The organism is Sneathiella aquimaris, assembly GCF_026409565.1.
GTDB classification, from domain to species: Bacteria; Pseudomonadota; Alphaproteobacteria; order Sneathiellales; family Sneathiellaceae; genus Sneathiella; species Sneathiella aquimaris.
Genome location: NZ_CP112881.1, coordinates 3,592,729 through 3,618,332 on the forward strand (window position 1 = coordinate 3,592,729; position 25,604 = coordinate 3,618,332).

Sequence of the window (25,604 nt, forward strand, 5' to 3'; positions counted from 1 at the left end):
CCCCCTTTTCATAAAGTGGTCGTCGAATAAATTCAGTACGCTAACAGCGCTTGAATTCGAGGGCCCGACAAAATCAGGCTTTGGCAGATGCCTTTTCAGCAGCTTCAACCAATGCCTTGAAGGCCTCAGGCTCGCGGACGGCAATGTCAGCCAGAACCTTACGGTCCAGGTCGATGCCAGCCAGCTTGAGGCCGTGCATAAAGTTGCCGTAAGTCATTCCAAGCTCACGAGACGCTGCGTTGATACGCTGAATCCAAAGGGCCCGGAAGTTACGCTTCTTGACGCGACGGTCGCGGTAAGCGTACTGGCCGGCTTTTTCAACAGCCTGAACGGCAATGCGGAAAGTGTTTTTACGGCGACCGTAATAACCTTTTGCTGCCTTAATAACTTTTCTGTGGCGGGCGTGAGTAGTCACACCGCGTTTAACACGTGCCATGGTCTACTCTCCTTAGCCGTAAGGTAAAAACTTTTTGACGATCCGTGCATCCTGATCAGAGAGAACTGTTGTTCCCCGCAGGTTACGGATCTGTTTGTTGGTGCGCTTGATCATACCGTGCTGTTTACCAGCCTGGTTGGCGCGGACCTTGCCTTTGGCCGTCAGAGAGAAGCGTTTTTTGACACCGCTCTTGGTTTTCAATTTGGGCATTTTGGCTTCCTTTAAATTACCGTTGAAGCGAATGAGCAAACTCGGCAGCCCTTCTTGGCCGGAATGCTCGACGAAGCGAGGGTTATAACCGCGGCCCGATCAGAATACAAGCCCTGATTTACACGGCAACGATCGTCATAAAAATTTCGCGGAAAACAAGGTATAGCCGTCCTTAAATTATGATTATATCCTTCAAACAGGCAACATATGCGTGGAGACAGACAATGAAAGCCGGTCGTTTAAACACTCTGTTGGTAAAAACCTTCCTTTTATCAAGTATGATTCTTATGCCCTTCACTCAGGCAACTGCAGATTCGGATGCTTCCTTTCAATTCTACGCGATATCCGATTTCCCCTATTCTGCAGATCAGGAAATCCTGCTGACTGAGGAAATAACGCCTGCAATACGGCGCGCCAGGAGCCCTTTTGTAGTTCATATGGGCGACTTGAAATCTGGGGGTGCTTCATGCAATACGGAGTTACTGCAAAAACGTGCGGCACAAATCCATAAACTTCATGATACCGCCGTTTTCTACACCCCCGGCGATAACGAGTGGACGGATTGCGACCGCGACAAGCTGACCAACCCGGCATCAGAACTTGAAAAGCTGGAAGAAATCCGAACCCTGTTTTTTCATAACAGGCCCCCTTTTCCAAACCATCTTTCGGTGATGCAGCAGCCCCTCTATCCCGAAAATAAAATCTGGCATTACAACAGAACGATGTTTGCGACCCTGCATATGGTTGGCACGAATAATGGCCGCGCCCAGATCCTTCTGGACAATGTGAACTTCGCCTTAAGTCAGGTCAAAGCCAGAGATGTAGCCAACCGATTTTGGTTAGAAACAGTGTTTACACAGGCAAATTCACAGAACGCCGATGCCATCGTCATTGCCTTTCAAGCCGATATCAGCAAGGCGCGCCATTCCGGAAAATGCACGGACGAAGAGCCTATTGCCTGTGATGGCCACGCCGGTTTTAAAGAGCAAGTCAGATCTCTTGCTGCCGACTATGCTAAACCCGTTCTGCTGCTGCACGGGGATACATCCGACTATTGCATGGACAAAGAGTTTGGCGGCAATCGGGCCCCCAAACTATGGCGCTTCAACAGTGCGGGGGATTTCAAGATACTGGATGGCGTTAAAATCACGGTCCAGCCAGACAACCCGGCTGAACCTTTCACCATGTCAACAATCCTGGGGGACCTTCGGCCAGACGATGGCTGCTAGCCTCCAGCCATGTTGACGGGGTCGGCTGATAAGGGGCCAGTCTTTACGACCAGCCTGGTTCCTGATCCCAATCGAACCCTGCGGGCGCACCATCGGAAACCTTATCCGTAAATTCCGGTGTGCGCTTTTCAAGAAAAGACTGAACCCCCTCTTTTCCATCCCGCATGCTGGAATGCAGCATGGTCCGACTTTCAATTTTGTGTGCTTCCATTGGATGCTCTGCTCCCATCATCCGCCAAAGGAGCTGACGGTTGGCAGCGACAGACATTGCACTGGTGCCTTCGGTGAAACTTCTGGCGATTTCCTGCGCGCGATCCAGCAGGGCATCGGGGGCCAGAATTTCACTGATCAAACCACCTGCCAAAGCGTCCTCTGCGCCAAACACCTTCCCTGTGTAAGACCATTCCAATGCCTTTGGAAGACCAACCAGGCGCGGCAAGAACCAACTTGCGCAACTTTCCAATGTCACACCCCGCTGGGAAAAAACAAACCCAAACTTTGCTTTCTCGCTGGCAATACGAACATCCATCGGAAGCTGCATTGTCGACCCCACGCCAACAGAGGCACCGTTGATAGCGCCAATCAACGGCTTTTTCATTCGAAACATGCGCAGGGTAAGAATACCGCCGACATCCCTGTTTTTCACCATATCCGCAGAATTTGGGTCAACGCTTTCATCCAGTCCAAACACATTCCCGTCACTTGATAAATCCATGCCTGCACAAAAGGCCCGCCCGTTGCCCGTAAAAATAATCGCACGAACAGCATCATTTGCATCCGCCTGATCCAGCATTTCAATGAGGGCTTCGCCCATCTCGATTGTAAAGGCGTTCATCTGATCGGGGCGATTCAACCGAACGGTTAGAATTCCGCTTTCAAGACTTGATTGAAGTGTGTCTGTCATTTTCGTTTCTTTCTTTTGAGCCCGTTTGTACGCACATATCAAAAGGGCTGGTTTTCACAAGACAAAGAAAAAGCCCTCTGAAAAAACAGAGAGCTTTTTTATTCGGATCAATAAGGAGCGGGCCTTATTTTGCCTGCACTGGCGCGATAACCATTGTCATCTGGCGGCCTTCCATTTTTGGATGCTGCTCCACCTTTGCAAGTTCTTCAGTTTCAGCTTTCACCTTATTCAGCAGGTTCATACCCAGTTCCTGATGGGTCATTTCACGCCCACGGAACCGCATGGTCAGCTTTACCTTGTCTCCAGCAGTCAGGAATTTATTCACGGCGCGCATTTTGACTTCATAGTCATGCTGGTCAATGCCAGGGCGCATCTTGATTTCCTTGATCTCTACTGTTTTTTGTTTTTTACGGGCTTTCGCTGCCTTTTTCTGCGCCTCGAACTTGGCACGGCCATGGTCCATGATTTTACACACGGGGATCTGTCCCGGAGATACTTCCACGACATCCAGACCAACTTCGTCCGCAAGACCGGTCGCAGCAGTTAATTTCACCAATCCAATATTCACACCGTCTTCCGTGATCAGGCGAACTTCAGGATTATCGATATCTTCATTCGTACGGGGGCCTTCCTTGACCGGTACCGTATTTCTCTGTGGACGAGCTATTTACTTTCTCCTTAGCAGTTCAAATAAGGTAGGGGCTTGTGTAACACATTTACCCCTACCACTATTTTACAGTTTTACCGGAAGAGTTCCAATATTTTCGTAACTTCCTGACAACGAACGTCAAGAAACTCTGGAACCCGGCACTTTTGCTTCTTCAGCCAAGGCGTCCAGCGCTTCTTCCAGACCCATGACTTTCTGATGTTTTTCCCCAAGTCGGCGAACAGAAATTGTATTTTCTTCTGCCTCACGTTTACCTGCAACCAGCAAAGCAGGAACCTTGGCCAGACTGTGTTCGCGAACCTTATAGTTGATTTTTTCATTCCGCAGATCAAGAATCGCCCGCAAGCCCCGCTTTTCAGCAGCTGCAATAACGGCACGCGCATAATCGTCGGCTTCATCTGTAATGGTGGCGACGGCAACCTGAACCGGTGACAGCCATAATGGGAAACGGCCCGCATATTCCTCAATCAGAATACCGATAAACCGCTCCATTGAGCCAAAAATCGCCCGGTGCAACATGACTGGACGGTGTTTTGCACCATCTTCACCAATATAATTGGCGTTCAGGCGCTCCGGCAAAACAAAGTCCACCTGCAAAGTACCGCACTGCCAGTCCCGACCGATCGCATCCGTCAGCACAAATTCAAGCTTCGGACCATAAAAGGCGCCTTCACCAGGATTAAGACTATAGGACAAACCAGTTGCTTCGACGGCATCCTTCAAGGACCCTTCGGCCTTATCCCAGATACTATCATCCCCCGCCCGTGTTTCCGGACGATCGGAGAATTTGACCTTTACCTCTGTAAAGCCAAAGTCTTTGTAGATATCAAGCAGCAATTCACAGAAAATCTCTGTTTCAGAAGTAATCTGGTCTTCCGTGCAGAAGATATGCGCATCATCCTGTGTAAACCCGCGCACCCTCATGATCCCATGAAGGGCACCAGAAGGTTCATACCGATGGCATGATCCAAATTCGGCCATACGAAGCGGAAGCTCCCGATAGCTTGTAATGCCCTGATTGAAAATCTGAACATGGCAGGGACAATTCATCGGTTTCAACGCAAAAGTGCGTTCTTCTGATTCCGTTGTGTACATATTCTCGCGGAATTTATCCCAATGGCCGGAATCTTCCCACAACTTGCGATCAACCAGCTGAGGTGTCTTGACCTCTTCATAGCCAGCGATTTCAAGCTTGTTGCGAATATAGCTTTCCAGTGTCCGGTATAATGTCCATCCCTTATTGTGCCAAAAGACCATACCGACGGCTTCTTCCTGCATGTGGAAGAGATCCATTTCCTTGCCAAGCTTACGGTGATCGCGGCGCTCCGCTTCTTCCAGCCGGTGCAAATAGGCCTTTAGTTCTTTTTCGGTCCGCCACGCAGTGCCATAGATCCGCTGCAGCATTTCATTTTTTGAATCGCCGCGCCAATATGCACCCGCAAGCTTCATCAGCTTAAACGCGTGGCCCAGTTTTTTCGTGTTGGGTAAATGCGGTCCCCGGCAAAGATCCTGAAAGTTTCCCTGCCGATAAATACCGATCGGTTGATCTGCCGGAATTGAGGCAATGATTTCCGCTTTATATTTTTCGCCCTGATCTTCAAAGAATTTGACCGCTTCGTCCCGATCCCATTCTTCACGATCAATGGATTCGTTCCGATCAACGATGTCGTGCATCCGTTTCTCGATCTTATCCAGATCTTCCGGTGTAAACGGTTTTTCACGCGCGAAATCGTAATAGAACCCGTCATCAATCGCAGGCCCGATTGTCACTTGGGTTTCCGGGTATAATTCTTTAACAGCTTCTGCCAGTACGTGAGCGGCATCATGGCGGATCAATTCCAGAACCTCATCGCTCTCTTCTTTTGACGTCACAATTTCGACGGTCGTGTCTGTATCAAGGGTCGTTTTAAGATCTTTCATCTCACCCTGAATTCGCAAAGCCAATGCTGCTTTCGCAAGACCAGGTCCAATATCCGCTGCTAATGCTTCGCCAGAGATCGGGCCTTCAAAGACACGCACACTTCCATCAGGAAGAGTGATGTTTACATTTCCGTTTTCCAAAATTTACCGCCAATATGTTGGGTTCCGAACAATACCCTGAACTGAACCATGAGTTTCGAGAAACGTGACTGTAGAAATCTACTACCGTATGTCAAGGGATTGCAGGCTCTGCTGAAATTTTTTGTGCTTAAAATCCAGTAGAATGTCTTTTAGGCCTCACCCTTTTCAATTTTAAGGCTTTCAAGCACGGTTTCAAGCGCCAGATTCTCAAGATTGTCTTCCTGCAAGACAGTAACAGCCCGACCGCGCGGTCGGGCGCGCACCGGATTGGACGCATTTGAAAAAAGAACTGTGACAAAACAGCCGACAGCCGCGATCAAATGCAGCGGCCCTGTATCATTTCCGACCGCTAACGCCGCCCGCGTTCCAAGAGTGGCCAGATCCTCAAGTTGTGTGCGGCTCGATAAATCAACGGCCTCCGGGCAGTGCGCCTGAATAAGGGTAATTGCCTCTGCCTCAGCCGCCCCGCCGATCAAAACTGGCGTCATTCCCTTTTCTGTCAGCGCAACAGCAAGCGCCGCATATCGATCCGCAGGCCAGCGTTTCTCCGGTCGGTGCGCTGATCCCCCCGGAACCAAAAGTGCAAAATTCTCTGGCAGATCAAAACCGGTCAGATCGGAGTTTGCCCAAGAGAAATCAGGCGCAGGCACCTGTTCAATACCGGCTTGCCTCAATTGTTCTTTTTGTCGTTCAATCGTATGGATGACCTTGCGCTGCGGATTGTTATCAAAATGAGAACATCCTTTTGCGATACCGGACCATTCTGGCCTGCTGCCTGCGGGGAAAAGCTTAAAATACGAACTGGAACGCGAAGATGTCTGCAAATCGTAAACGCGGGTAAATTGCCCTTCCCGCAGATTTTTCCGTAAAGCCGTCAGCCGTCCCAACTGCCATAATTTTGGTTTTTCATCGACCCAGATCTCGTCAAACAGGCCCGACCTTTCCAGGAACGGTTTGAACATGGCGGTTGTCAGCAACGTGATTTTTGCATTCGGGTGGTGGGCCCGAATAGCCTGAAACGGCGATTGCGCCAGAACCACATCCCCAAGCGCCCCATGCTTGATAACAAGAATATTTTCTCGCGCCCCCATCTGCTACTCTCCGGTCAACAGATCTTGATATACAGCGAGCGTCGATTGGCACATTTTTTCGATTGTAAAATTCTCAACAACATGTTGACGCGTCCGGGCAGCAACAATCTCCCGCTCTGACGATGTCATTCCCAATGCCAGATCCAGCGCCTCGGCCAGCGCGGTTTCATCTGTCACAGGCACCAGCCAACCGGTCTCTCCGTCCAGAACAGTCTCTAGTGAACCACCATGTCCCGTTGCAATCACCGGACGGCCCATCGCCTGGGCCTCCACGGAAACCCGGCCAAACCCTTCAGGTACTTGTGTTGCAGACACGACCACATCGGCCAGCATCAGCGCCGCTGGCATATCACTACAGTAATCCTTGATTTGAACCTTGCCCTCCAGATGCAGACTTTTGACAAGTTCATTTAATTCTGTGCGATAGGCTTCTCGCCCTTCACCAGCCCCAACAAACAGGGCCAGAACATTCTTGTTCTGCATCGCCGCCAGCGCCCTGATCAACATTTCATGCCCTTTGAGACGTGTCAGCCTTCCGGGTAACATCACCACAGAAACACCGTCGGGCAAGCGCCAGTCTGACGCCATTTTAATGATCCGTTCTGCACTGACAGCCGCTGGATTAAACTTTCTGCTGTCAACACCTCGCGGAATAGTAACAATCCGATCCGCGTCGATGGTGTAATTTTCAGCAATATGCCGCGCGATAAAGTCGGAAATAGCGATCACCTTTTCGCCCCGGGCCATCACACTGTTATAGGTATTCTTGAAAAATCCCCCGCGGGTATAGGCGGCATGAAAAGTGGTCACGAAATGAACGCCGGATTTACGAGCCGCCGCCATAGCACTCCAGGCTGGAGCTCGACTGCGGGCATGCACGATATTCACGTCATACTCTTCTATGACCTTCATCAGGCGTTTGACATTCCGGCGCATAACAAGCGGGTTCTTCGAGGCAACGGGCAATGTGACATGCGGAACGCCCAACTTTTCGAGCTCATACACCATTGTCCCCCCGGCAGAGACCACAACGCTCTTCCAACCAGCCGCTTTCATTGCAGACGCCATCTCGATGGTTCCGCGTTCAACGCCACCGCCGTTTAAGTTTGGTAAAACTTGCAAAACTGTTCCAGGAGAGCGTTCCCTGTCCTGATCAGGAATGGTAGAGTGTGTCACAACATTCTTCTTAAACGGCAAACTGATAATTCCATGACCCATCCAAATACGCCAGATATGCTCCAGCGTCCAGACGGACAATCCATAGCCTACCATCACACACCAGGTGACGCACCTGGCGTTCTTTTTTGCTCCGGCTTTATGTCCGATATGGATGGCACGAAAGCAACAGCACTTGAACAGGCGATGAAAGACCTTGGCCGAAGCTATACACGTTTCGACTATCTAGGGCACGGACAATCGACAGGGCTTTTCACGGATGGGACAATCAGTCGCTGGACAGATGATGCCTTGGCCGTTCTGGATGAATGTACAGCGGGACCACAGGTTGTTGTCGGTTCTTCCATGGGAGGCTGGATCGGCCTTCGCATGGCACTGTTGCGCCCGGACAGAATAGCCGGATTTGTCGGCATTGCAGCCGCCCCGGATTTCACCGCGCGCATGAAAAAGGATCTGCCCCCTGAAGGGCATGCGGATCTGGAAAGACAGGGATATTGGGAAGAGCCTTCTGAATATTCAGATGAACCTTACATCATTACAAAAAAGCTGCTGGATGATGGCCAGCGTAATTTCGTGATGACGGGACCGATCGACATCACATGCCCCGTCCATCTGTTACAAGGCATGAAAGATGACAGCGTCCCATGGGAAACCGCCCTTGATATTCAAAAGGCTCTGGTCACGGATAATGTGGTCGTTTCGCTGATTAAGAACGGCGACCACCGTCTGTCCGAAACGGAAGACCTAAATCGATTGGTGTTAGCGACAGAACGGATTTGCAGCCAAATCGAGTATAGCTGATGGTTCTCTCTCGTTCTTAACGAATTTCGCGACGAAACTCACAGATTCTTGACCTTAACGGCTGGAAAACAGTTTTTCCGAACCCTATATCAGTAGAACAGATGACTTCTAAAATCTTTTGCTGATCAGTGAGAAACTCCCCTCTCCCACTGAATGGCAACAAAGCCGGGTCGACTCCCCCCTCTCGATCCGGCTTTTTTTTGTAAAATTACTCTGGATCCTTTGGTTGCATCCAGGCAATAATTTTCATGGCCGGGAAGATCCACATAATACCGATAACCGGATAGTAAATCAGTTCTGCCCACTTGCTATCCGGCAGCAGATGGATCGCCATCAACATTCCGGCAAAGGAATAAACGACAACCAATAATAACAGCAGCATCAAACCTGCCAATTTACGCCCGTTCATATTCGACCTCACTTTTCCAGACGCTTTTACGCATAGAAACACGGCTTGGAAAGTCCCGTCATCACGCTTGCCACAAAAAAACCAAAAATTTGCCCCGTTTATTTCCTCAACTCGCCTTTTTAATCCTGTCTACTCTTCTATATCGACAACCGATCAGGAACATATTTAACAGGAGAGACGCGGTGTTTAACAAAAAAAGAACCGACGATAATAACGAAACCAATCCAAAGCAGACCACAACAGAAGCCGCGAACCCAACCAGCCGGGTAAAACCGCTCTCCTCACCGTCACAGGCGGCTCCTGTTCCGGCCTCGACCAAATCCCCTTTTCCGCTTGCCAAAGAGCCTGAAAATACAAAACCCGAAGAGAAAGGCAGCCGCCTGCATGTGGGAAAAGACATTCACCTGAAGGGCGAAATCACCGCCTGCGATCGGTTGATCGTTGAAGGAAAAGTCGAAGCCTCAATGAATTCGAACGAAATCGAAATCACGCAAAGTGGTATTTTTAATGGTGAGGTAATTATCGACACAGCGGATATTTCCGGTGAATTCGAAGGAACACTGACTGCACGGACAAAATTGATTATCCGTAAGACCGGACGGGTCAGCGGATCCATCGAATATGGCGAGATCGAAATTGAGCCGGGCGGAGAAATTTCTGGTCATCTGTGCAAAACCGGAACCGCAAAATCAGACCTCAGTCTCAGCAAAAAAGTGATCGCAAATAAAATGAAAGAGCCGCAAACCGCTCCAACAGCGCATCATTAATCCAGACCAACTTCAGTTCCCCAAAGTATCTCCGGATACTTTCCCCAAGGACGGCCTCGCCATAGGGCCGTCCTTTTTTTTATGAAACAGCGACGGATTTCCCAACCGTCTGCGTTATACTCATACAACCGGTCGGAAAGTTTCGCCGAACCCTTGAATCGAATGCCTATGCCAGCAAAATCGCTGATAGAACAAGATGCTGAACTGATGAGCAGAGTAGCAAGCGGCGATCAAACCGCCTGCCGCGTGCTTGCGGGTGCGCATTTGGACAGTATTTACCGAATGGCTTTTCGTATTCTGGGGGATACAGGTCATGCTGAAGATATCGCGCAGGAAGCGTTCTTGAGGCTGTGGAAAGCGGCGGGAGGATGGGAAGCCAAAGCACAGGTAAAAACATGGCTTCATCGCGTGACCCATAATTTATGCATCGACAGGTTACGCAAGGAAAACAGGTATAGCACCAGCGAAGTTCCGGACATAGAGGATCCGTCAAAGGGACCATGGACAGCAAGAGAAGATCAGCAGATGAAAGATCAGATTACACATGCCTTGCAGGAGTTGCCGCCGCGGCAGAGGATTGCTGTAACATTGGTTCATCTTGAGGAATGCGGTAATAAGGAAGCAGCTGAAATCATGCAAATCTCTATAGAGGCTCTGGAATCTTTGCTTTCAAGGGGGCGCCGGAAACTTCGGGCGCTTCTTGGCCCCGCTCGAGAATTACTTGGAAGGGAAGCAGGATGAGCATAAAGACAAAAATGACAGACACCCGGCTTGCTGAAATCCTCGACGCTTACGGAGCCCGCACGACACAGTGGCCAGCGGAAGAGGTCAGCGCCGCGCAGGAACTTCTTCAGCAGTCTTCCGACGCCCGGAAGATGCTTCAGAACGCGGAAACCCTTGATCGCCTGATCGACGACCAAACCGCGCCGGTCTCTGCTTCTGGTGCACTTTTAGGACAGATCCTTGAACAAGCCGATCTTCAGAGAAAAACACCCGCCCCCCTATGGCATGGTCTTATCAGTAGTTTCTTGAAACCCGCCGCGGGACTTTTTCTGGCGACCTGCCTTGGGATTACAGTCGGAATTATAAGGCCCGATCTGATCGACACTTCAGACGAAATCAATTTTGAAGAACTGTCCGTCACAGACCCCCTTCTGGAATGGGAGAATATAAATGACAACGGTTAAATCACGGTGGCTTGTCATTGCCCTCGTCCTTTCATTGGGCATCAATCTGGCGATTGGCGGCTTCTTTTTCAGTCGCACGTTCTGGCACAATTACAAATCTCATTCTCATGCGTCTTTTTCATTTGATCGCCGTGCTGCACTCAATCAGCTGGATAATGAAAACAGAAATAAAATCAAACAATTATGGCGGGATCAACGCCCGGCCATGCGGGATGATTTTAGATCCTATCGCCGTGTAAAACAACAGGTCGCCAATTTAATGGGTGAGGACCCGCTGGATCTGGTGGCCATTGAAAATGCTCAAAAAGAATTGGTGAAACGAAAAAGCAGGATCGAACAATCCGTCTATGCTACTCTTTTTCTAACAGCGAAAGCCCTGCCTGCGGATCAACGGAAACGTTTCTTTGAAGAAGGCTTTAACCCCCTCAACAAAACGCAGGATAAGGCAAAGCGAAAAGAATAAGAGAGACCCCATACGATGACAGAAGACAAACGCCGTTTCGCTCCGGCAACAGAGCGGAACCGAACTGCAATATTGGAACAATTACACACCTATCTTCCCAATAAAGGAACTGTTCTGGAAATTGCCAGCGGTACAGGTGAGCATAGCCACTTTTTCGCGCCTCATTTTCCAGAACTGCTTTGGCAGCCATCAGATTATGATCCTGAAAATTTGCAGAGTATTGAAGCCTGGCAGGCTTTTCAAAGTCATCACAACCTGCTTTCACCGCTTCATCTGGACGCCGCGGCGTCTGAATGGGCGGTTGAAAAAACCGACTACCCTTTCGGGCCCATCCATACAATCTTCAACGCCAATATGATTCATATCTCCCCCTGGATTGTCGCTAAAGGATTGATGAAAGGGGCCGGACGGGTTCTTTCATCCGGTGGGCAGCTTTTATTATATGGCCCCTTTAAAATTAAGGGGCAGCATACCGCGCCAAGCAACGCTGATTTCGAAACATGGCTCTTAGAAAAAAACAGAGAGTTTGGTGTCCGCGACATTGCCGATGTTGCGCAAGAAGCTCTCGAAAACGGGTTAATCCATACGAACAGCCTTCCCATGCCCGCCAATAACTTTCTGCAAATTTTTATCAAGCAATAAAAAAAGGCTGCGAATTTCTTCGCAGCCTTCTTTTTCGTAATGGGTTGGGTTTCTTAGAAGCCCATACCACCCATGCCGCCCATGCCGCCCATGTCAGGCATTGCAGGAGCGCCACCGCCGGCACCTTCTTTAGAAGGAGCTTCTGTGACAGTTGCTTCTGTTGTAATCAACAGGCCAGCAATCGAAGACGCATCTTCAAGAGCAGTACGAACAACTTTAGCCGGATCAACAACACCGTCTGTCAGCAGATTGCCGTAAATGCCGGTCTGAGCATTAAAGCCGAACTTGATGTCGTCCTGCTCAAGCAATTTACCTGCGATAACCGCGCCGTCTTCACCCGCATTTTCAGCGATCTGACGAACAGGTGCCTGCAGAGCACGGGCGATGATTTTAACACCAACGCTCTGATCAGCATTTGCACCTTCAAGACCTTCAAGGGCACGTGACGCATAAAGAAGAGCCGTTCCGCCACCAGGGACGATGCCTTCTTCAACCGCTGCACGTGTTGCATGCAGGGCGTCATCAACACGGTCTTTGCGTTCTTTCACTTCAACTTCAGTTGCGCCGCCAACTTTAATCAGGGCAACACCGCCGGCCAGTTTAGCAAGACGTTCCTGCAGTTTTTCACGATCATAGTCGGAAGAAGTTTCTTCGACCTGAGCGCGGATCTGACCACAACGTGCTTCGATATCATCTTTAGAACCAGCACCATCAACGATGGTAGTTTCTTCTTTAGAAATCGTCACTGTTTTCGCTGTACCCAGCATGTCCAGAGTTACGCTTTCCAGTTTGATGCCCAGCTCTTCAGAAATCAGCTGACCACCTGTGAGGATTGCGATGTCTTCCAACATTGCTTTACGACGATCACCAAAACCAGGTGCTTTAACAGCAGCAATTTTCAGGCCACCGCGCAATTTGTTGACAACCAGTGTTGCAAGCGCTTCGCCTTCAATGTCTTCTGCGATAATCAGAAGAGGCTTACCCGCCTGAACAACAGCTTCCAAAACTGGCAGCATTGGCTGCAGGTTTGTCAGTTTTTTCTCGTGAAGCAGAATGTATGGGCTTTCCATTTCGGCCAGCATTTTTTCTGCATTGGTTACGAAGTATGGGGACAGGTAACCACGGTCAAACTGCATACCTTCAACAACGTCAAGTTCTGTTTCCAGACCTTTGGCTTCTTCAACAGTGATAACACCTTCGTTGCCAACGCGCTGCATGGCTTCTGAAATGATCGCACCGATTTCAGTTTCGCCGTTTGCTGAAATTGTACCAACCTGTGCAATTTCTTCTGCACCGGTTACCGGGTTTGCAGCGGCGCGAATGCTTTCAACAGCTTTCGCAACAGCGAGATCAATACCGCGTTTCAGGTCCATTGGGTTCATGCCGGCAGCAACCGCTTTCAGGCCTTCCTGAACGATAGACTGAGCCAGAACAGTTGCAGTTGTTGTACCGTCACCGGCAACGTCATTTGTTTTTGACGCAACTTCACGCACCATCTGTGCGCCCATGTTCTGGAGCTTATCTTCGAGTTCGATTTCTTTCGCAACAGAAACACCGTCTTTTGTCACACGAGGGGCGCCGAAAGATTTGTCGAGAACGACGTTACGTCCTTTTGGACCGAGTGTAACTTTAACAGCATTCGCAAGGATGTTTACACCTTCGAGAATCTGCGAGCGGGCTTCTGCGCCGAATTTTACTTGTTTAGCCATTCTGGTAATTCCTTAAATTCTGTATCATTTAGCCGAGGACAAAAACCTGTGCCCGTTAGCCTAGGATGCCCATGATGTCGGATTCTTTCATGATCAGCAGTTCTTCACCGCCGAGCTTGATTTCAGTACCGGACCATTTGCCGAACAGAACCTTGTCGCCAACAGAAACGTCAAGAGCACGGATAGAACCGTCTTCCTTAACAGTGCCGCTACCAACAGCGATGACTTCACCTTCCATTGGTTTTTCCTGAGCGCTATCCACGAGGATAATACCACCAGAGGTTTTCTCTTCGCTTTCTAAGCGCTTGATCAGCACACGGTCGTGCAGTGGACGAAATGACATAAAAGCCTCTCCCTAAATTTTGAGGTCAAATCAATTTTCAGCTTTGTTTTAGCACTCACCAGCGGAGAGTGCTAACAAATTACCTACTCGATTTATGCAATGGATGCCGGAGAGTCAAGGGATGGGGTAAAAAAACCCGGGAAATTTTTCTCAAACGACTATTTAAGCCGCCTATTTCCTTGGCCTTCAAACATTTTTACAGTAGATAATACCAGCTCGTTTGAAGTCCAAACCATGAGGCCCTGTTATAGGGCCCTTAACAAACAGTGTAAATCGAAAGATAGTCCTGTGACCACATCACTTCTTAATCAGCTTAGCGCCCTCGTGGGCGACGTTTTTTCTGCGCAAGGCCTGGAGGCGTCGCTTGGTCGGGTCGTAATTTCTCAGCGCCGGGAACTTGGTCAATTCCAATGCAACGGGGCACTGGCGGCCGCAAAAGCTGCAAAGAAGAACCCGCGGGACATTGCACAAGGGATTGTGGCTGGCCTTGAAGAAACAGGACATTTTTCTGACCTGTCTCTGGCAGGCCCGGGCTTCATCAATATGCGCCTGACAGACGACTATCTGTCCCGCCATTTTGCAGCACTGTCCTCAGATCCCTATTTTGGTGTCCGGGCAGACCACACTCCTGAAAAAGTTATTCTTGATTTTGGCGGCCCCAATGTGGCCAAAGCCATGCATGTGGGTCACCTGCGTGCGACCATCATCGGTGAAAGCCTTCGTCGCCTGCGTGTTTTCCTTGGCGATTCTGTTGTTAGTGACGTTCATTTCGGGGACTGGGGTCTTCCAATGGGCTTGCTGATCAAGGAAATCGAGCTGGCAAAACCGGACCTTCCGTATTTTGACACCAACAATAAAGGCCCGTTTCCAGAAACGTCACCGGTCACAGTCGACGAATTGCAGGAACTTTACCCCGCGGCTTCCAGCCGTAGTAAAGAGGATCCTGCATTTTTGGAGGCGGCGCGCGCCGCGACTTATGAATTGCAACAGGGGCATGCAGGATACCGGGCTCTTTGGCAACATATGCTGAATGTCTCAGTTGCTGAGACCAAGATCGACTTTGATTTGCTGGGCGCGTATTTTTCTGAATGGAAAGGCGAAGCGGACACCAACGAACATATCCCCGTCATGCTGAAACGACTGAAGAACGAGGGACTGTCCGAAATTTCTGACGGCGCCGTTGTTGTCCGTATCGAGGAAGACGACGACAAAAAGGACATGCCCCCGCTTATTCTGCAAAAGTCGGATGGGGCTGTCATGTATGGCACTACCGATCTTGCAACCATTGAAATGCGGGAAGCGGATCATCAGCCGAACACAATTCTGTATGTTGTGGACGCCCGGCAAAGTCTTCATTTCGAACAGGTCTTTCGGGCCGCCCGCAAATGCAAGAGTGTCAACGAAAACGCCCATCTTGAGCATGTCGGTTTTGGGACGGTAAATGGGAAAGACGGCAAACCGCTAAAAACCCGCGATGGCGGCGTTGTTCGGTTGCGCAATCTGATTGAAGACGCCATTGCAGAAGCCCGCAAGGTGGTCGTGGATGCCGGGATGGGCGACAAATTTGATGCCGCAACCCTGGATGACATCGCAACCAAAGTTGGTATCGCCGCAATCAAGTTTGCGGATCTGTCGAACCAGCGGATGTCCAACTATGTCTTCGATCTGGAACGCTTCACAAAATTTGAAGGGAAAACGGGTCCTTACCAGATGTACGCTGCGGTTCGGATCAAATCGATGTTGCGTAAAGCAAAAGAACAGGGTCTTAATCCGGGCGACCTCAAAATCACAGCGGATGCAGAGCGCAACCTGATTTTGGCCCTGTCCCAATTGCCTGAAGCGACCGAAGCGGCCGCCGAGAAAAATGCCCCGCATATTCTGTGTGATCATGTGTATACACTGACCCAGGAATTCAACAGCTTCTACCATGACTGTCATGTACTGGGGGAAGAAGACCCGACCGTAAGGGCGTCTCGCCTGACCCTTTGCGCGATCACGTTGCAACAGATCGAAGCCGTTTTATCTCTTTTGGGAATTGATGTACCGGAACGGATGTAACCGTGATCCCCGGCTAGTCCAAAGATCATCCCCTCGCACACAAAAAAGGCCTGGCGACTTTTCGCACAGGCCTTTTTTCAGACTTCCAGATTATCCGAAAGCGTAAAACCTTTAATAGGCTAATGCACACCCGTCTTTACGCGGCTCAGATGCGGCGGACAATACACCGGTTTCTGAATCCATTGCGATCATCTGGCCGCCGCCCATTGCTATTTCTGGGATCTCGATCTCGTAACCCATATCTGAAAGTTCACTCAAAACTTTCTCATCAACGGTTTCTTCGATCTCCAACACGCCTTCGTTATAAAACGCTCTGGGGCAATCGATTGCTTCCTGCACATCCATTCCGAAATCATACAGGTTCGACAGAACATGCGCATGGCCAACCGGCTGATACGCACCCCCCATAACGCCATAACACAAGCTTGGGACACCTTTTGTTGTTACCATTCCGGGAATGATCGTATGCAACGGCCGTTTGCCCGGCGCAACACAGTTCGGATGATCTTTATCCACAACAAAGCCGGCACCCCTGTTTTGGAAAATCACACCCGTTTCAGCGCAGGCAATACCGGAACCGAAGGGATGGAACAGCGAATTAATAAAAGAAACGGCCGTCCCGTCCTTATCCACCACACTCAAATAAACAGTATCTTTATGCTTATCAAAAGCGCCAGCACCACCCGGATCACCGGCTTTTCCAACCTCGATAAAGCCGCAGAGATGGTCTGCGAACTCTTCTGATAACAACATCTCAACAGGAACCTCGGCATGTGCCGGGTCGGCAACATATATATCCCGTGCCAAATAGGCCAGACGTGCCGCTTCCGCCTGCAAATGAAGCCGCTTGGATCCGACGGGATCAAGATCTGCCACATCATACCGCTTCAGGATATTCAGCATAATCAGCGCCGTTATACCCTGTCCGCTTGGTGGAATTTGCCAGACTGTATTGCCCTGAAATTCTGTATTGATCAGATCCACATAATCGGCAGAGGTTTGACCAAAATCATCAACCGTATGCCGCGCCCCCGCCGCGTTCAGGCAAGCGACCATTTTTTCAGCAATCACTCCGTCATAAAAGGCCGAACGTCCCTGCTTGGCGATCGCCTTCAGGGTTTTGGCAAGTTCAGGCAAATGCCATTTAGTGCCCGCATTCGGGGTTTTGCCATTTTTCAGATAAAGTGACGCTGCCGCTTTATTAGCTGACAGTTTGTCTGCCGCGCTTTGCCAGTCATAGGCTGTCCGTTGTGTTACAATGAAACCGTTCTCGGCACAATCAATGGCAGGCGCCAGCAGATCGGCAAAATCCATTGACCCGTATTGCTCATGCAACCGGGTCCAGGCGTCAATCGCCCCCGGTACTGTAACCGCGTGGGGACTGGTCAGTGTAATCTCGTCAATGCCCTGCCCAAGCAGTAAATCGGCATCAAGACCACCTGGCGCTTTACCCGAACCGTTCAGCCCTTCAATTTTTCCAGAGCCCTTCGGTGCGATCAATGCAAAACAATCGCCCCCAATACCGGTTTGCATTGGGTCAACCACGCATTGCACCGCACAGGCGGCGATAGCCGCATCCATGGCATTACCGCCTGCTTTCAATATAGACAGACCGACCTGTGATGCATGCTGGCTGGAAGATGCGATTGCACCATTTAGTCCGTATGTTACGGAGCGTCCGGGATAAGAAAAATTTCGCACGGGTACCTACCTTGAACAATGTTTTTTTCAAACAATAATCCAGTTGGACTGATTGTTCCAATTAAGAATTAAATTTTTCGACAATCAGCAGGAACAACCGCTGAAAACCTACCAGACCCGTACAATTACATATTTAGTAAACGCGTCATCCACATTCATTTGACTGGCGGCCCGCCATGCACCCAGCGCCTCTTCATGGCTTTCGTAAAAGCCTTTCACATCCATTTTTGAAGGATCGATAAAATCACGCCCTCTAGTGTCGGTCACTTTTCCACCGAAAACAACAAAAAGTTCTTTTTTCGAAACGTTCGCGGACGGCAATTCAGTCATTTCTAATGCTCGCTATAAAATAAATTTGTCCCTGTCCGTGGCTCGATCAAAGCCTTCCGCAGAGTAAAATTAGATATAAAGGTTTCTTCTGAAATTTTGATTAATGCTCTTAACCCTATGCCGTAGCGTTTGCAAGGCTCTTTAAGCGCTGCCTATTCCTTCGCGGCAAAGGCCCCAAAACTCAGAACACCAACAGACAGTAATATATGATACACATTCAAAGATTGCATTTGCGCCAAAGACGAAATCCAATGACTGGCAAGACCGGCCCCCGCAAACGCGGCAACACCAAGTACCAGAAAGACACCGGAGCCGGGACGCATGAACATGCGATATAACGCGCATAAGCCGAGAATACCGACCAGCGCGTACTGACCTTCTTTTGGTAAAGCCCATTTATCAAACAACAGAATACCGATCAGCACACAAACCGAGATCAAAACGATCCACCAGCCGGCGGCATGAAACTGTCTGGCGAACACCCCCCCCAAGGCGGCGAGGGCAAAACTGGCCAAGCCGATTGACCCCGCAAAAGCGGACAATTCAGTGTGATAAGATTTAAAGCCTGCGATCCCACCGTAAACCAACGCACCAAGGCCTGCGGCCGCGCCGATAAGAACAACCCCGACCGCCCAAAAAAGGTTCATCGGGAAATAGGTGCGGCGCATCAGGAACAGAGCAACCAAGGATGAAAGAACGAGGACAAGCTCGAATATGACCAATGTATTCATGACCCATACATACCCAGAAGAAACAACAATGTCCAACATCTCCGTTTACAACACAGAAGCCCCCCAAAAACGGGCTTCGAACTCGTGAAATGAAACGACCATCACAAGTTGTACAATAGACCTTATTGGCAAAAGGTATTAAACTGCAACGAATACAGGGATGAAGGAACGGCAGTGTGGGCCAACCGTTCCGAAGCGGGAGCAAAAAAATTTCAGTTGATCAACAAAAGCGCCGCAGTCGGGTGACCATTGCCTCTGCTCTGGCCATGAGTTTTGGCCCTCTCATTTGTATTGCGATTTTGGCCGTTCTTGGTGTCAGCCTGATTACAGGCCTCACCAATACGCGTGACCTTTTGTTGGAAAAAGTAACCGCTGAAATGTCCGCGGTTCGATCCAACCTGACCAATCTCCTGGATCCGGTAGAATTACAGGTGCGCTATTTGTCCGACCTGATTTACAGCGGTCAGATCAACATTTACGAGGAAAAAAGCTTTGATGAAGCCTTGCTTGCCGGATTGGCCGGGAGCCGGAAAATCAAGGGCCTGATCTTTGTATACCCGGATTTTAAAGTAAAGATTGCAGACAGAAGTAAGCGTAAAGTCACAAATTTCAACAAAGCCAATGACCCGGTTGCCAACGCAACGATGAACGAAATGTCCCACGACCGTGTCGGGTCCTGGGCGAAACTGATTTATACGCCGGAAACAAGAGAAACTGTACTGAGCTTCAGACAGCCAATCGTCAAGGAAGGTGTCTTTATCGGTGTTCTGATCGCAGCTATTCCCGTGTCTTCAGTGAATGACATCGTTAAAACCGATGGCCTTGCCCTCGACGAGGATCGTTTTATTCTGTACGGACGCGATCATGTGCTGACGCAAAAGAACCTGAGCTATGATACGGCGATGCTTGTAACGGAAGGTACCGTACCCCGGCTAGACGAAATTGCCGATCCAATACTGTCGTCCATATGGACCGCACCCCGCACCCCGTTTCGCCTGTTTGGGGATAAACTGGATTTTGAAGGCCATTTCACAAATCTGAACGGCGAACGCTATCAATTCTTTTATGCAACCCTGGAGGGCTATACAGATCGTCCACTGATCATTGGCTATCGTGTCAAATATGAAGAAGCCACCCGTGAAATCAGGCGTCTCGCTTATGCCGGAATGGTGGGTCTGGCGATCCTGATAATTGGTATCATTATTTCAGTCGTTATCGGCCGTAAAATATCGCAGCCGATCCGCGCCCTTTCCCACGCTTCCAGAAAAATATCAGATCTGGATTTTCGCAATGTGAAAACCCTGCCATCCAGTCGATTGAAAGAGCTGGACGAGGCCAGCGAGGCCTATAACACAATGCTACGGGGCTTAAGCTGGTTTGAAAACTACGTTCCCAAGAGTTTGGTGCGCAAATTGATGGAAACTGGTGATGCCCATTCGGAGAGTCGTTCCGTTACCGTAATGTTCACTGATATTGTCAGTTTCACCCCCCTTGCGGAAAGAATGAGTTCTGAGGAAGTCGCCGACATGCTCAATCATCATTTCGAGCTGGTGACCCGCTGCATCGAAGACGAAGGCGGGACGGTGGACAAGTTTATCGGGGATGCTGTCATGGCTTTTTGGGGCGCGCCCGAAAATCAGACTGACCACGCGGCAAGAGCCTGCAGGGCGGCCAAGGCAATTCGTGAAGCCATTATGGCGGACAACAAAATACGCCGGGAAAAAGATCTTGATCCCATCCGGATGCGTATCGGCATTCACTCCGGGACACTCGTTGTCGGGAATATTGGCTCATCGGGCCGGATAAACTATACCGTGGTGGGGGATACCGTAAATATCTCCCAGCGTATCGAACAGCTGGGAAAAACCCTCTGTAATGATGACGGTCAGGAAGTGACTATCCTGTTGTCAGAAACGACAATGAACCAAAGTAATGACTGCCTTGCTCTTGAAAGCGTAGGCAGTCATCCGATGAAAGGGCGTAATCAAAGCATTGTTTTGTATAAAGCTTCGTAATCTACAGAGCTGATAAAATCAGCCCGGTTGATAATACGGATTTGTTCCGCCTGCATGATCCGTAACATCCAGAACTTCTTCAATGCTGGGGATAAGACTCTTGATCTCGGTGGCAACACCCTGCTTCAATGTAACGTCAGCCATCCCACAGCCCTGGCATCCACCTTCCAGCCGGACATAAGCTTTGCTGTCCTGAACATCCACCAGCGTGATATGACCACCATGGGCCGCAATGGACGGATTGATTTTATCCTGCAAAAGTTCCCGGATGGCTTTGCCTTCATTAGTCTGCAAACCAGGGCGCGGAAGCGCTTCCCGGTGATCCAGGATCGCTTGGATTTCCGGCACATAATGTTTCAGCATGTTTGTAATACCGTTCAACATGCCAAATGCGGATCCCTGCAGCTTCAAATACAGATTGCCGTCCTTGTAACTGTGAAATTCAACATCACCGCCTGATTGCGTTACCGCTGGAACAATCCGGGTGGCCAGCAGATCTTTTATCTGTGTGATAATTTCCGCATCGAACTCACCGGCAGGCTCTGTAGTAACAACAGCTTCTTTGCCGCTTTGGTAATGCGCAACAATTGCTGAAAAGATTTCAGTCCGGCACTGATCCCAATCCGCAGCCTCTATTTTTGTCAGCACGATACTGTCCGGTTGCAGCTCAACACCCTCAATACCGTCGACCGCATAAAGGCGTTCTGCAAGAGGAGAGCGCTCGGCTGCTTCCTCTCGGGACACACGCACGGGTCCTGATTGGGACACTGCTTCTCCGGGGAAAAATACCATTTCAGCCGATGTATCGCCGGCTTTTGTCTGTATAAACATTGCTTCTTCTCTATTTTCTTTACACGCGTTAGGGTACCACAAACACGCCCTGAATTTGTGGTGTATACCTAATATATAATGCCAAATAATAAAAAAGGAGAGAAGAATGGCAGAATTTGTGACTACGGTACGTTCAGAAACTGATCGAGGAGCCGTCTACACGGTAACAATCGACAATCAAAAAAAGCTCAATACGCTGAATTCTGACATTCTAGCTGCCCTCAAATCGAGTTTTGAAAATTTAAAAACCAAGGAAGATCTGGCCGTTGTAATTTTAACGGGAGCGGGGGAGAAATCCTTTATCGGCGGAGCCAACATTTATGAAATGGCAACCCTCAACCCTGATACGGCCCGCACTTTTATCACAAACCTCCATCATGTTTGTGCCGCCATCCGCGACATTCCCGCCCCGGTTATCGCCCGGATCAATGGACTTTGTCTTGGAGCGGGTATGGAGATCGCAGCGATTTGCGACCTTGTGGTTGCCATTGACAGTGCAGAATTTGCCATGCCCGAAGTACGGGTCGGCATCCCTTCTGTCATTGAAGCGGCCGTTCTACCGCAAATTCTGGGCGCAAGCCTGGCCCGCGATCTTGTGATGACGGCCCGCCCGATGTTTGCCAAAGAAGCCCATCGTGCGGGTTTCGTTCATAGACTTGCAACCCCGGAAAATCTCGACGAGGTAACACAGTCTGTTGTGAACGATCTGCTTGCCGGGGGACGCAACGCACTACGCCTTCAAAAGGCTCTGTGCAACGCGTGGGAAAACCTGCCAACCGACAAAGCAATCCAGCTCGGGATCGATCATTTTTCCGACGCCTACACCGGACCGGAACCGCAGGAAATGATGAACGCGTTTATCAATCGAAAACGATAAACAGGTTTCTGTCGCCTTCTTTTGTTGCACCTTCGAGGGGAGAATCTACCAAAATCCTGTTTTTTGGTACGCTTTTCGGAAAATTTTTGGTACTACTTTATCCCCATAGGGTAATTTTCTTATCCTGTGGGGGATTTTAAGCGCAATGTTTGGTTTTCTGTACAGTGCTTTAGCGGGTAAGCACCATACACCATTATCTGATGAAAAAATTGCAAACCTGCTTTCAAGTCAAGGGCATAGTCCTTTACTGGGTCGGTATCGGGCAACTGTCATTTTGTCTCGGATCCGGATCATTGCTCTCGTCGCGGCTGCTCTTTATATTGGCGGCATCGCCATCGACCGAACAGCCTTCGATGGGGACCACTTTGAACTGCTTGTCATTTTTCGTGCAACCGGTGCCCTTCTTCTCATCGCATTGGTCTTTGCCATCCGCAAAAGCGAAAGCATGGCTTCCGCCTATCGGGCCATTGCCCTGTTTTTCTCGATTAATCTCGTATTCCAGGCGCTAAGCCAGCCACTGATCCTGCCGCAATATATTGCGTCAATCGATAGCCTGCCAACCGCAGGATATGCACTCTTTCCTTTCTTGATTATCTGCTGCCTAGCCATCTTTCCGCTAACCGCCAAAGAAGGTTTTATGGCGGCTCTTCTTTGTTTTTTGGGAGAGTTGATTGCGATCAGCTTAATGCCCAATCAGGTGAACCCGGCCCCTGGGCTGGGCGTTTTAGCGTCTTTGATCATTGCAAGCGCCATCTGTTCGTTTTCTGCAATCAGCCAGCTGGCCTATATGGTATCCCTGATAGAGCAGGCGTCCGTTGATGTTCTGACCCATTGTTTCAGCCGCAACAGCGGTGAAGAAATTCTGGAAGTCCAGTTCAGGATCGCCCGGCGCCAAAAAACGCCGTTATCAGTGATTTTCATGGATCTGGATGATTTTAAAGAAGTAAATGATCATCACGGCCATGATGCAGGCGACAGAGTTCTTTCGGCCGCATCGGCCGCCCTTCGGCGAAACTTACGGGATTCTGATATTCTTATTCGGTGGGGCGGTGAAGAATTTTTGATGCTGCTTCCCCATACGGACGCAAAAGGTGCAACAAACGCGATCCGACGCATGCGCACCAACGGGCTTGGAACCCGCCCCGATGGCCGCAAATTAACGGCCAGTATAGGTATCGCGGAATTGCAGGAATCAGAGGCGGAAACCTGGATGGATCTTGTCGATCTGGCGGATGAACAGATGTACTGTGCGAAAACCAGTGGTAAAAATGACTATTCTGTCTACCAGCCCCGTAAAAAAATGGCCCTCGCCTGAGAGACTTCGTAAATGTTATTAAAACTCCTGCTGTTGGCGTTCATCGCCCTGTTCATCGGCCGCATTCTTTTTGCCAAGAAGTTGAAAGAAATGGGAAAAGCGGCGGACCGCACACTCAATCTTTGCATTATTGCGATTGCGATCTATCTGGCTTTACAGGCAGTGCTTTTTTATACCTTTTAGAATACCTCTACTATTCAGGCGAAACGTGATCTGTTTTTTTGAAACCTGTCACGGCAGCAGGCTTGACAAAAATCTGTGTATTTTATATCCATCTCATTCGTGGTGATTTGTGCCGACCGGCTTGCGGCCACGTTAAATGAACGCTAAAAGGTCGGGGCTCGTATGAACCCTGACTGATGGTCGGGGTTTTTTTATGCCTCGAGGATCTGACTAAATGACAAAAGATACGCCCAAAAAACCTCAGCTGGGGGTTGCAACCAAACTGGTCCATGGTGGAACCAACCGTTCTCAATTCAAGGAAACATCAGAAGCCATTTTTATGAATTCCGGCTTCGTATACGATAGCGCCGAAGAGGCTGCAGGACGTTTCAAAGGCGAGAATGAGGGTTTCATTTATTCCCGGTACGCCAATCCAACTGTCAATATGTTTGAAGAGCGGATCTGCATTTTAGAAGGGGCTGAAGCCGCAAGAAGCACCTCAAGCGGCATGGCTGCCGTCAATGGCGCCTTGATGAGTTTCCTGAAAACAGGTGATCATGTGGTGGCGCCCAAAGCCATGTTTGGGTCCTGCATTTATATCATTGAGCAAATTCTGCCCCGCTTTGGTATTCATTATACTCTGGTTGACGGTACTGACATTGATCAATGGCGTAACGCGATCACCAGCAAAACAGCGGCGCTATTTTTGGAAACGCCCTCCAATCCTACGTTGGAAATCGTCGATATTGCGGCCGTATCCGAGCTTGCCAAAAAAGTCGGCGCCAAGGTTATTGTGGACAATGTTTTTGCGACACCCGTTTTCCAGAAACCGCTCACCTTAGGGGCCGATATCGTTGTTTATTCTGCAACCAAGCATATTGACGGACAGGGACGGGCGCTTGGCGGCGCTATCCTTGGAAGCGAAGAATTTGTTGAAGAGACATTGGCACCGTATCTGAAACATACGGGTCCTGCACTCAGTCCATTTAATGCCTGGAACCTGTTAAAAGGGATGGAAACACTGGACTTGAGGGTCAACAAGGCTACTGATAATGCGGAAGCCGTCGCTGATTTTCTAGCGGGTCAGGACACTATAAAAATGGTCCGTTATCCAGGTCAGGAAGGCCATCCCCAACGGGCGTTGGCCAAACAGCAAATGAAACGGGGCAGTACCCTTGTCAGCTTTGAACTTAAGGGCGGACAGGAAGAAGCTTTCGCGTTTCTCAACCGGTTAAACATTATTGAAATCAGCAATAATCTGGGCGACTCCAAAAGTTTGATCACCCATCCAACAACAACAACCCATTCCAGTGTTTCAGATGAGTTGAAGCAGCAGTTGGGCATCACGGAAAGCCTTGTGCGCCTATCCGTCGGGTTGGAGGATGCAAATGATCTTATTCAGGATTTAGAAGCCGCCCTCGCCTGATCCAGTCCCACCAGAAAGGTCGGCAATCCGACCTTTTCCCGCCACATTTTTTCATATCCCCAC

General features: G+C 49.6%; 27 protein-coding genes and 1 riboswitch. Of the genes, 13 read left to right on the top strand and 14 right to left on the bottom strand.

What is annotated here, in order from left to right; all coding sequences use genetic code 11:
• Positions 1-73: 73 nt before the first annotated feature.
• Both rplT and rpmI read right to left on the bottom strand, forming a co-directional pair.
• On the bottom strand, positions 74-436 hold the full coding sequence (gene rplT / locus OIR97_RS16915) for a 50S ribosomal protein L20 (protein WP_169543390.1): 363 nt from the start codon (positions 434-436) through the stop codon (positions 74-76).
• A 12-nt stretch (positions 437-448) separates the two neighbouring features.
• A complete protein-coding gene (gene rpmI / locus OIR97_RS16920; protein WP_169543391.1) occupies positions 449-646 on the bottom strand; it encodes a 50S ribosomal protein L35 in 198 nt (65 codons plus the stop codon).
• Between the two features lie 224 nt (positions 647-870).
• Between rpmI and OIR97_RS16925 the strand changes: the two genes are divergently transcribed.
• Complete coding sequence (locus OIR97_RS16925; RefSeq protein ID WP_169543392.1) at positions 871-1,875, top strand: hypothetical protein; 1,005 nt, start codon at positions 871-873, stop codon at positions 1,873-1,875.
• A gap of 43 nt (positions 1,876-1,918) precedes the next feature.
• Here OIR97_RS16925 and OIR97_RS16930 read toward each other — a convergent pair whose 3' ends face one another.
• The 5 genes from OIR97_RS16930 to OIR97_RS16950 form a co-directional block, all read right to left on the bottom strand.
• Positions 1,919-2,779 carry a crotonase/enoyl-CoA hydratase family protein gene (locus OIR97_RS16930; RefSeq protein WP_169543393.1) on the bottom strand — a complete coding sequence of 287 codons (861 nt, stop codon included), beginning with the start codon at positions 2,777-2,779 and terminating at the stop codon, positions 1,919-1,921.
• Between the two features lie 124 nt (positions 2,780-2,903).
• A complete protein-coding gene (infC, locus tag OIR97_RS16935) occupies positions 2,904-3,446 on the bottom strand; it encodes a translation initiation factor IF-3 (protein ID WP_169544325.1) in 543 nt (180 codons plus the stop codon).
• Positions 3,447-3,566: 120 nt separating this feature from the next.
• Complete coding sequence (thrS, locus tag OIR97_RS16940) at positions 3,567-5,507, bottom strand: threonine--tRNA ligase (RefSeq protein WP_169543394.1); 1,941 nt, start codon at positions 5,505-5,507, stop codon at positions 3,567-3,569.
• A gap of 149 nt (positions 5,508-5,656) precedes the next feature.
• Positions 5,657-6,598 carry a glycosyltransferase family 9 protein gene (locus OIR97_RS16945; protein WP_169543395.1) on the bottom strand — a complete coding sequence of 314 codons (942 nt, stop codon included), beginning with the start codon at positions 6,596-6,598 and terminating at the stop codon, positions 5,657-5,659.
• 3 nt (positions 6,599-6,601) lie between these two features.
• The gene (locus OIR97_RS16950; protein ID WP_169543396.1) at positions 6,602-7,816 is read right to left on the bottom strand and encodes a glycosyltransferase family 4 protein; all 1,215 of its coding nucleotides are present in this window, start codon (positions 7,814-7,816) and stop codon (positions 6,602-6,604) included.
• On the opposite strand from OIR97_RS16950, the gene OIR97_RS16955 reads away from it, so the two are divergent.
• The gene (locus OIR97_RS16955) at positions 7,808-8,575 is read left to right on the top strand and encodes an alpha/beta fold hydrolase (protein ID WP_169543397.1); all 768 of its coding nucleotides are present in this window, start codon (positions 7,808-7,810) and stop codon (positions 8,573-8,575) included. The genes OIR97_RS16950 and OIR97_RS16955 overlap by 9 nt on opposite strands.
• 208 nt (positions 8,576-8,783) lie before the next feature.
• On the opposite strand, the gene OIR97_RS16960 is transcribed toward OIR97_RS16955, so the two are convergent.
• Positions 8,784-8,984 (bottom strand): DUF2842 domain-containing protein, encoded by a 201-nt coding sequence (locus tag OIR97_RS16960; protein ID WP_169543398.1) that lies wholly within the window; start codon positions 8,982-8,984, stop codon positions 8,784-8,786.
• Between the two features lie 182 nt (positions 8,985-9,166).
• Between OIR97_RS16960 and OIR97_RS16965 the strand changes: the two genes are divergently transcribed.
• The 5 genes from OIR97_RS16965 to OIR97_RS16985 all read left to right on the top strand — a co-directional run bounded on the left by OIR97_RS16965 (position 9,167) and on the right by OIR97_RS16985 (position 12,043).
• Complete coding sequence (locus OIR97_RS16965; RefSeq protein WP_169543399.1) at positions 9,167-9,751, top strand: bactofilin family protein; 585 nt, start codon at positions 9,167-9,169, stop codon at positions 9,749-9,751.
• Positions 9,752-9,958: 207 nt separating this feature from the next.
• Positions 9,959-10,492, top strand: coding sequence for a sigma-70 family RNA polymerase sigma factor (locus OIR97_RS16970; RefSeq protein WP_169543400.1), 534 nt, complete (start codon positions 9,959-9,961; stop codon positions 10,490-10,492).
• A complete protein-coding gene (locus OIR97_RS16975; RefSeq protein ID WP_169543401.1) occupies positions 10,489-10,938 on the top strand; it encodes a hypothetical protein in 450 nt (149 codons plus the stop codon). The genes OIR97_RS16970 and OIR97_RS16975 overlap by 4 nt, the downstream gene beginning before the upstream one ends.
• Positions 10,925-11,401, top strand: coding sequence for a periplasmic heavy metal sensor (locus OIR97_RS16980; RefSeq protein ID WP_169543402.1), 477 nt, complete (start codon positions 10,925-10,927; stop codon positions 11,399-11,401). The genes OIR97_RS16975 and OIR97_RS16980 overlap by 14 nt, the downstream gene beginning before the upstream one ends.
• A 15-nt stretch (positions 11,402-11,416) precedes the next feature.
• Positions 11,417-12,043 (top strand): DUF938 domain-containing protein, encoded by a 627-nt coding sequence (locus tag OIR97_RS16985; RefSeq protein WP_169543403.1) that lies wholly within the window; start codon positions 11,417-11,419, stop codon positions 12,041-12,043.
• Positions 12,044-12,096: 53 nt separating this feature from the next.
• Here OIR97_RS16985 and groL read toward each other — a convergent pair whose 3' ends face one another.
• On the bottom strand, positions 12,097-13,752 hold the full coding sequence (groL, locus tag OIR97_RS16990; protein ID WP_169543404.1) for a chaperonin GroEL: 1,656 nt from the start codon (positions 13,750-13,752) through the stop codon (positions 12,097-12,099).
• A gap of 55 nt (positions 13,753-13,807) precedes the next feature.
• Entirely contained in the window at positions 13,808-14,095 is a 288-nt protein-coding gene (locus OIR97_RS16995; RefSeq protein ID WP_169543405.1) for a co-chaperone GroES, read from the bottom strand.
• 288 nt (positions 14,096-14,383) lie between these two features.
• Here OIR97_RS16995 and argS point away from each other — a divergent pair, with 288 nt between their 5' ends.
• Positions 14,384-16,153, top strand: coding sequence for an arginine--tRNA ligase (gene argS, locus OIR97_RS17000; protein ID WP_219821582.1), 1,770 nt, complete (start codon positions 14,384-14,386; stop codon positions 16,151-16,153).
• Between the two features lie 111 nt (positions 16,154-16,264).
• On the opposite strand, the gene ggt is transcribed toward argS, so the two are convergent.
• The 3 genes from ggt to OIR97_RS17015 form a co-directional block, all read right to left on the bottom strand.
• Entirely contained in the window at positions 16,265-17,854 is a 1,590-nt protein-coding gene (gene ggt / locus OIR97_RS17005) for a gamma-glutamyltransferase (RefSeq protein ID WP_169543407.1), read from the bottom strand.
• Between the two features lie 108 nt (positions 17,855-17,962).
• Positions 17,963-18,184 carry a DUF4170 domain-containing protein gene (locus OIR97_RS17010; protein ID WP_169543408.1) on the bottom strand — a complete coding sequence of 74 codons (222 nt, stop codon included), beginning with the start codon at positions 18,182-18,184 and terminating at the stop codon, positions 17,963-17,965.
• A gap of 152 nt (positions 18,185-18,336) precedes the next feature.
• Positions 18,337-18,915 carry a hypothetical protein gene (locus tag OIR97_RS17015; protein WP_169543409.1) on the bottom strand — a complete coding sequence of 193 codons (579 nt, stop codon included), beginning with the start codon at positions 18,913-18,915 and terminating at the stop codon, positions 18,337-18,339.
• 176 nt (positions 18,916-19,091) lie between these two features.
• On the opposite strand from OIR97_RS17015, the gene OIR97_RS17020 reads away from it, so the two are divergent.
• Positions 19,092-20,930 (top strand): adenylate/guanylate cyclase domain-containing protein, encoded by a 1,839-nt coding sequence (locus tag OIR97_RS17020; RefSeq protein WP_169543410.1) that lies wholly within the window; start codon positions 19,092-19,094, stop codon positions 20,928-20,930.
• 18 nt (positions 20,931-20,948) lie between these two features.
• Here the strand turns inward: OIR97_RS17020 and OIR97_RS17025 are convergent, their stop codons facing one another.
• The gene (locus OIR97_RS17025; protein WP_169543411.1) at positions 20,949-21,761 is read right to left on the bottom strand and encodes a NifU family protein; all 813 of its coding nucleotides are present in this window, start codon (positions 21,759-21,761) and stop codon (positions 20,949-20,951) included.
• A 106-nt stretch (positions 21,762-21,867) separates the two neighbouring features.
• Between OIR97_RS17025 and OIR97_RS17030 the strand changes: the two genes are divergently transcribed.
• From OIR97_RS17030 to metZ, 4 genes are all read left to right on the top strand, one after another.
• Complete coding sequence (locus tag OIR97_RS17030; protein ID WP_169543412.1) at positions 21,868-22,638, top strand: enoyl-CoA hydratase; 771 nt, start codon at positions 21,868-21,870, stop codon at positions 22,636-22,638.
• A 145-nt stretch (positions 22,639-22,783) separates the two neighbouring features.
• Positions 22,784-23,953: a GGDEF domain-containing protein gene (locus tag OIR97_RS17035; RefSeq protein ID WP_169543413.1), complete on the top strand. Its 1,170-nt coding sequence runs from the start codon at positions 22,784-22,786 to the stop codon at positions 23,951-23,953.
• Between the two features lie 12 nt (positions 23,954-23,965).
• The gene (locus tag OIR97_RS17040) at positions 23,966-24,136 is read left to right on the top strand and encodes a hypothetical protein (RefSeq protein WP_169543414.1); all 171 of its coding nucleotides are present in this window, start codon (positions 23,966-23,968) and stop codon (positions 24,134-24,136) included.
• A gap of 89 nt (positions 24,137-24,225) precedes the next feature.
• A riboswitch (SAM riboswitch) is annotated at positions 24,226-24,303 on the top strand.
• Between the two features lie 47 nt (positions 24,304-24,350).
• Positions 24,351-25,541: an O-succinylhomoserine sulfhydrylase gene (gene metZ, locus OIR97_RS17045; RefSeq protein ID WP_169543415.1), complete on the top strand. Its 1,191-nt coding sequence runs from the start codon at positions 24,351-24,353 to the stop codon at positions 25,539-25,541.
• Positions 25,542-25,604: the final 63 nt, after the last annotated feature.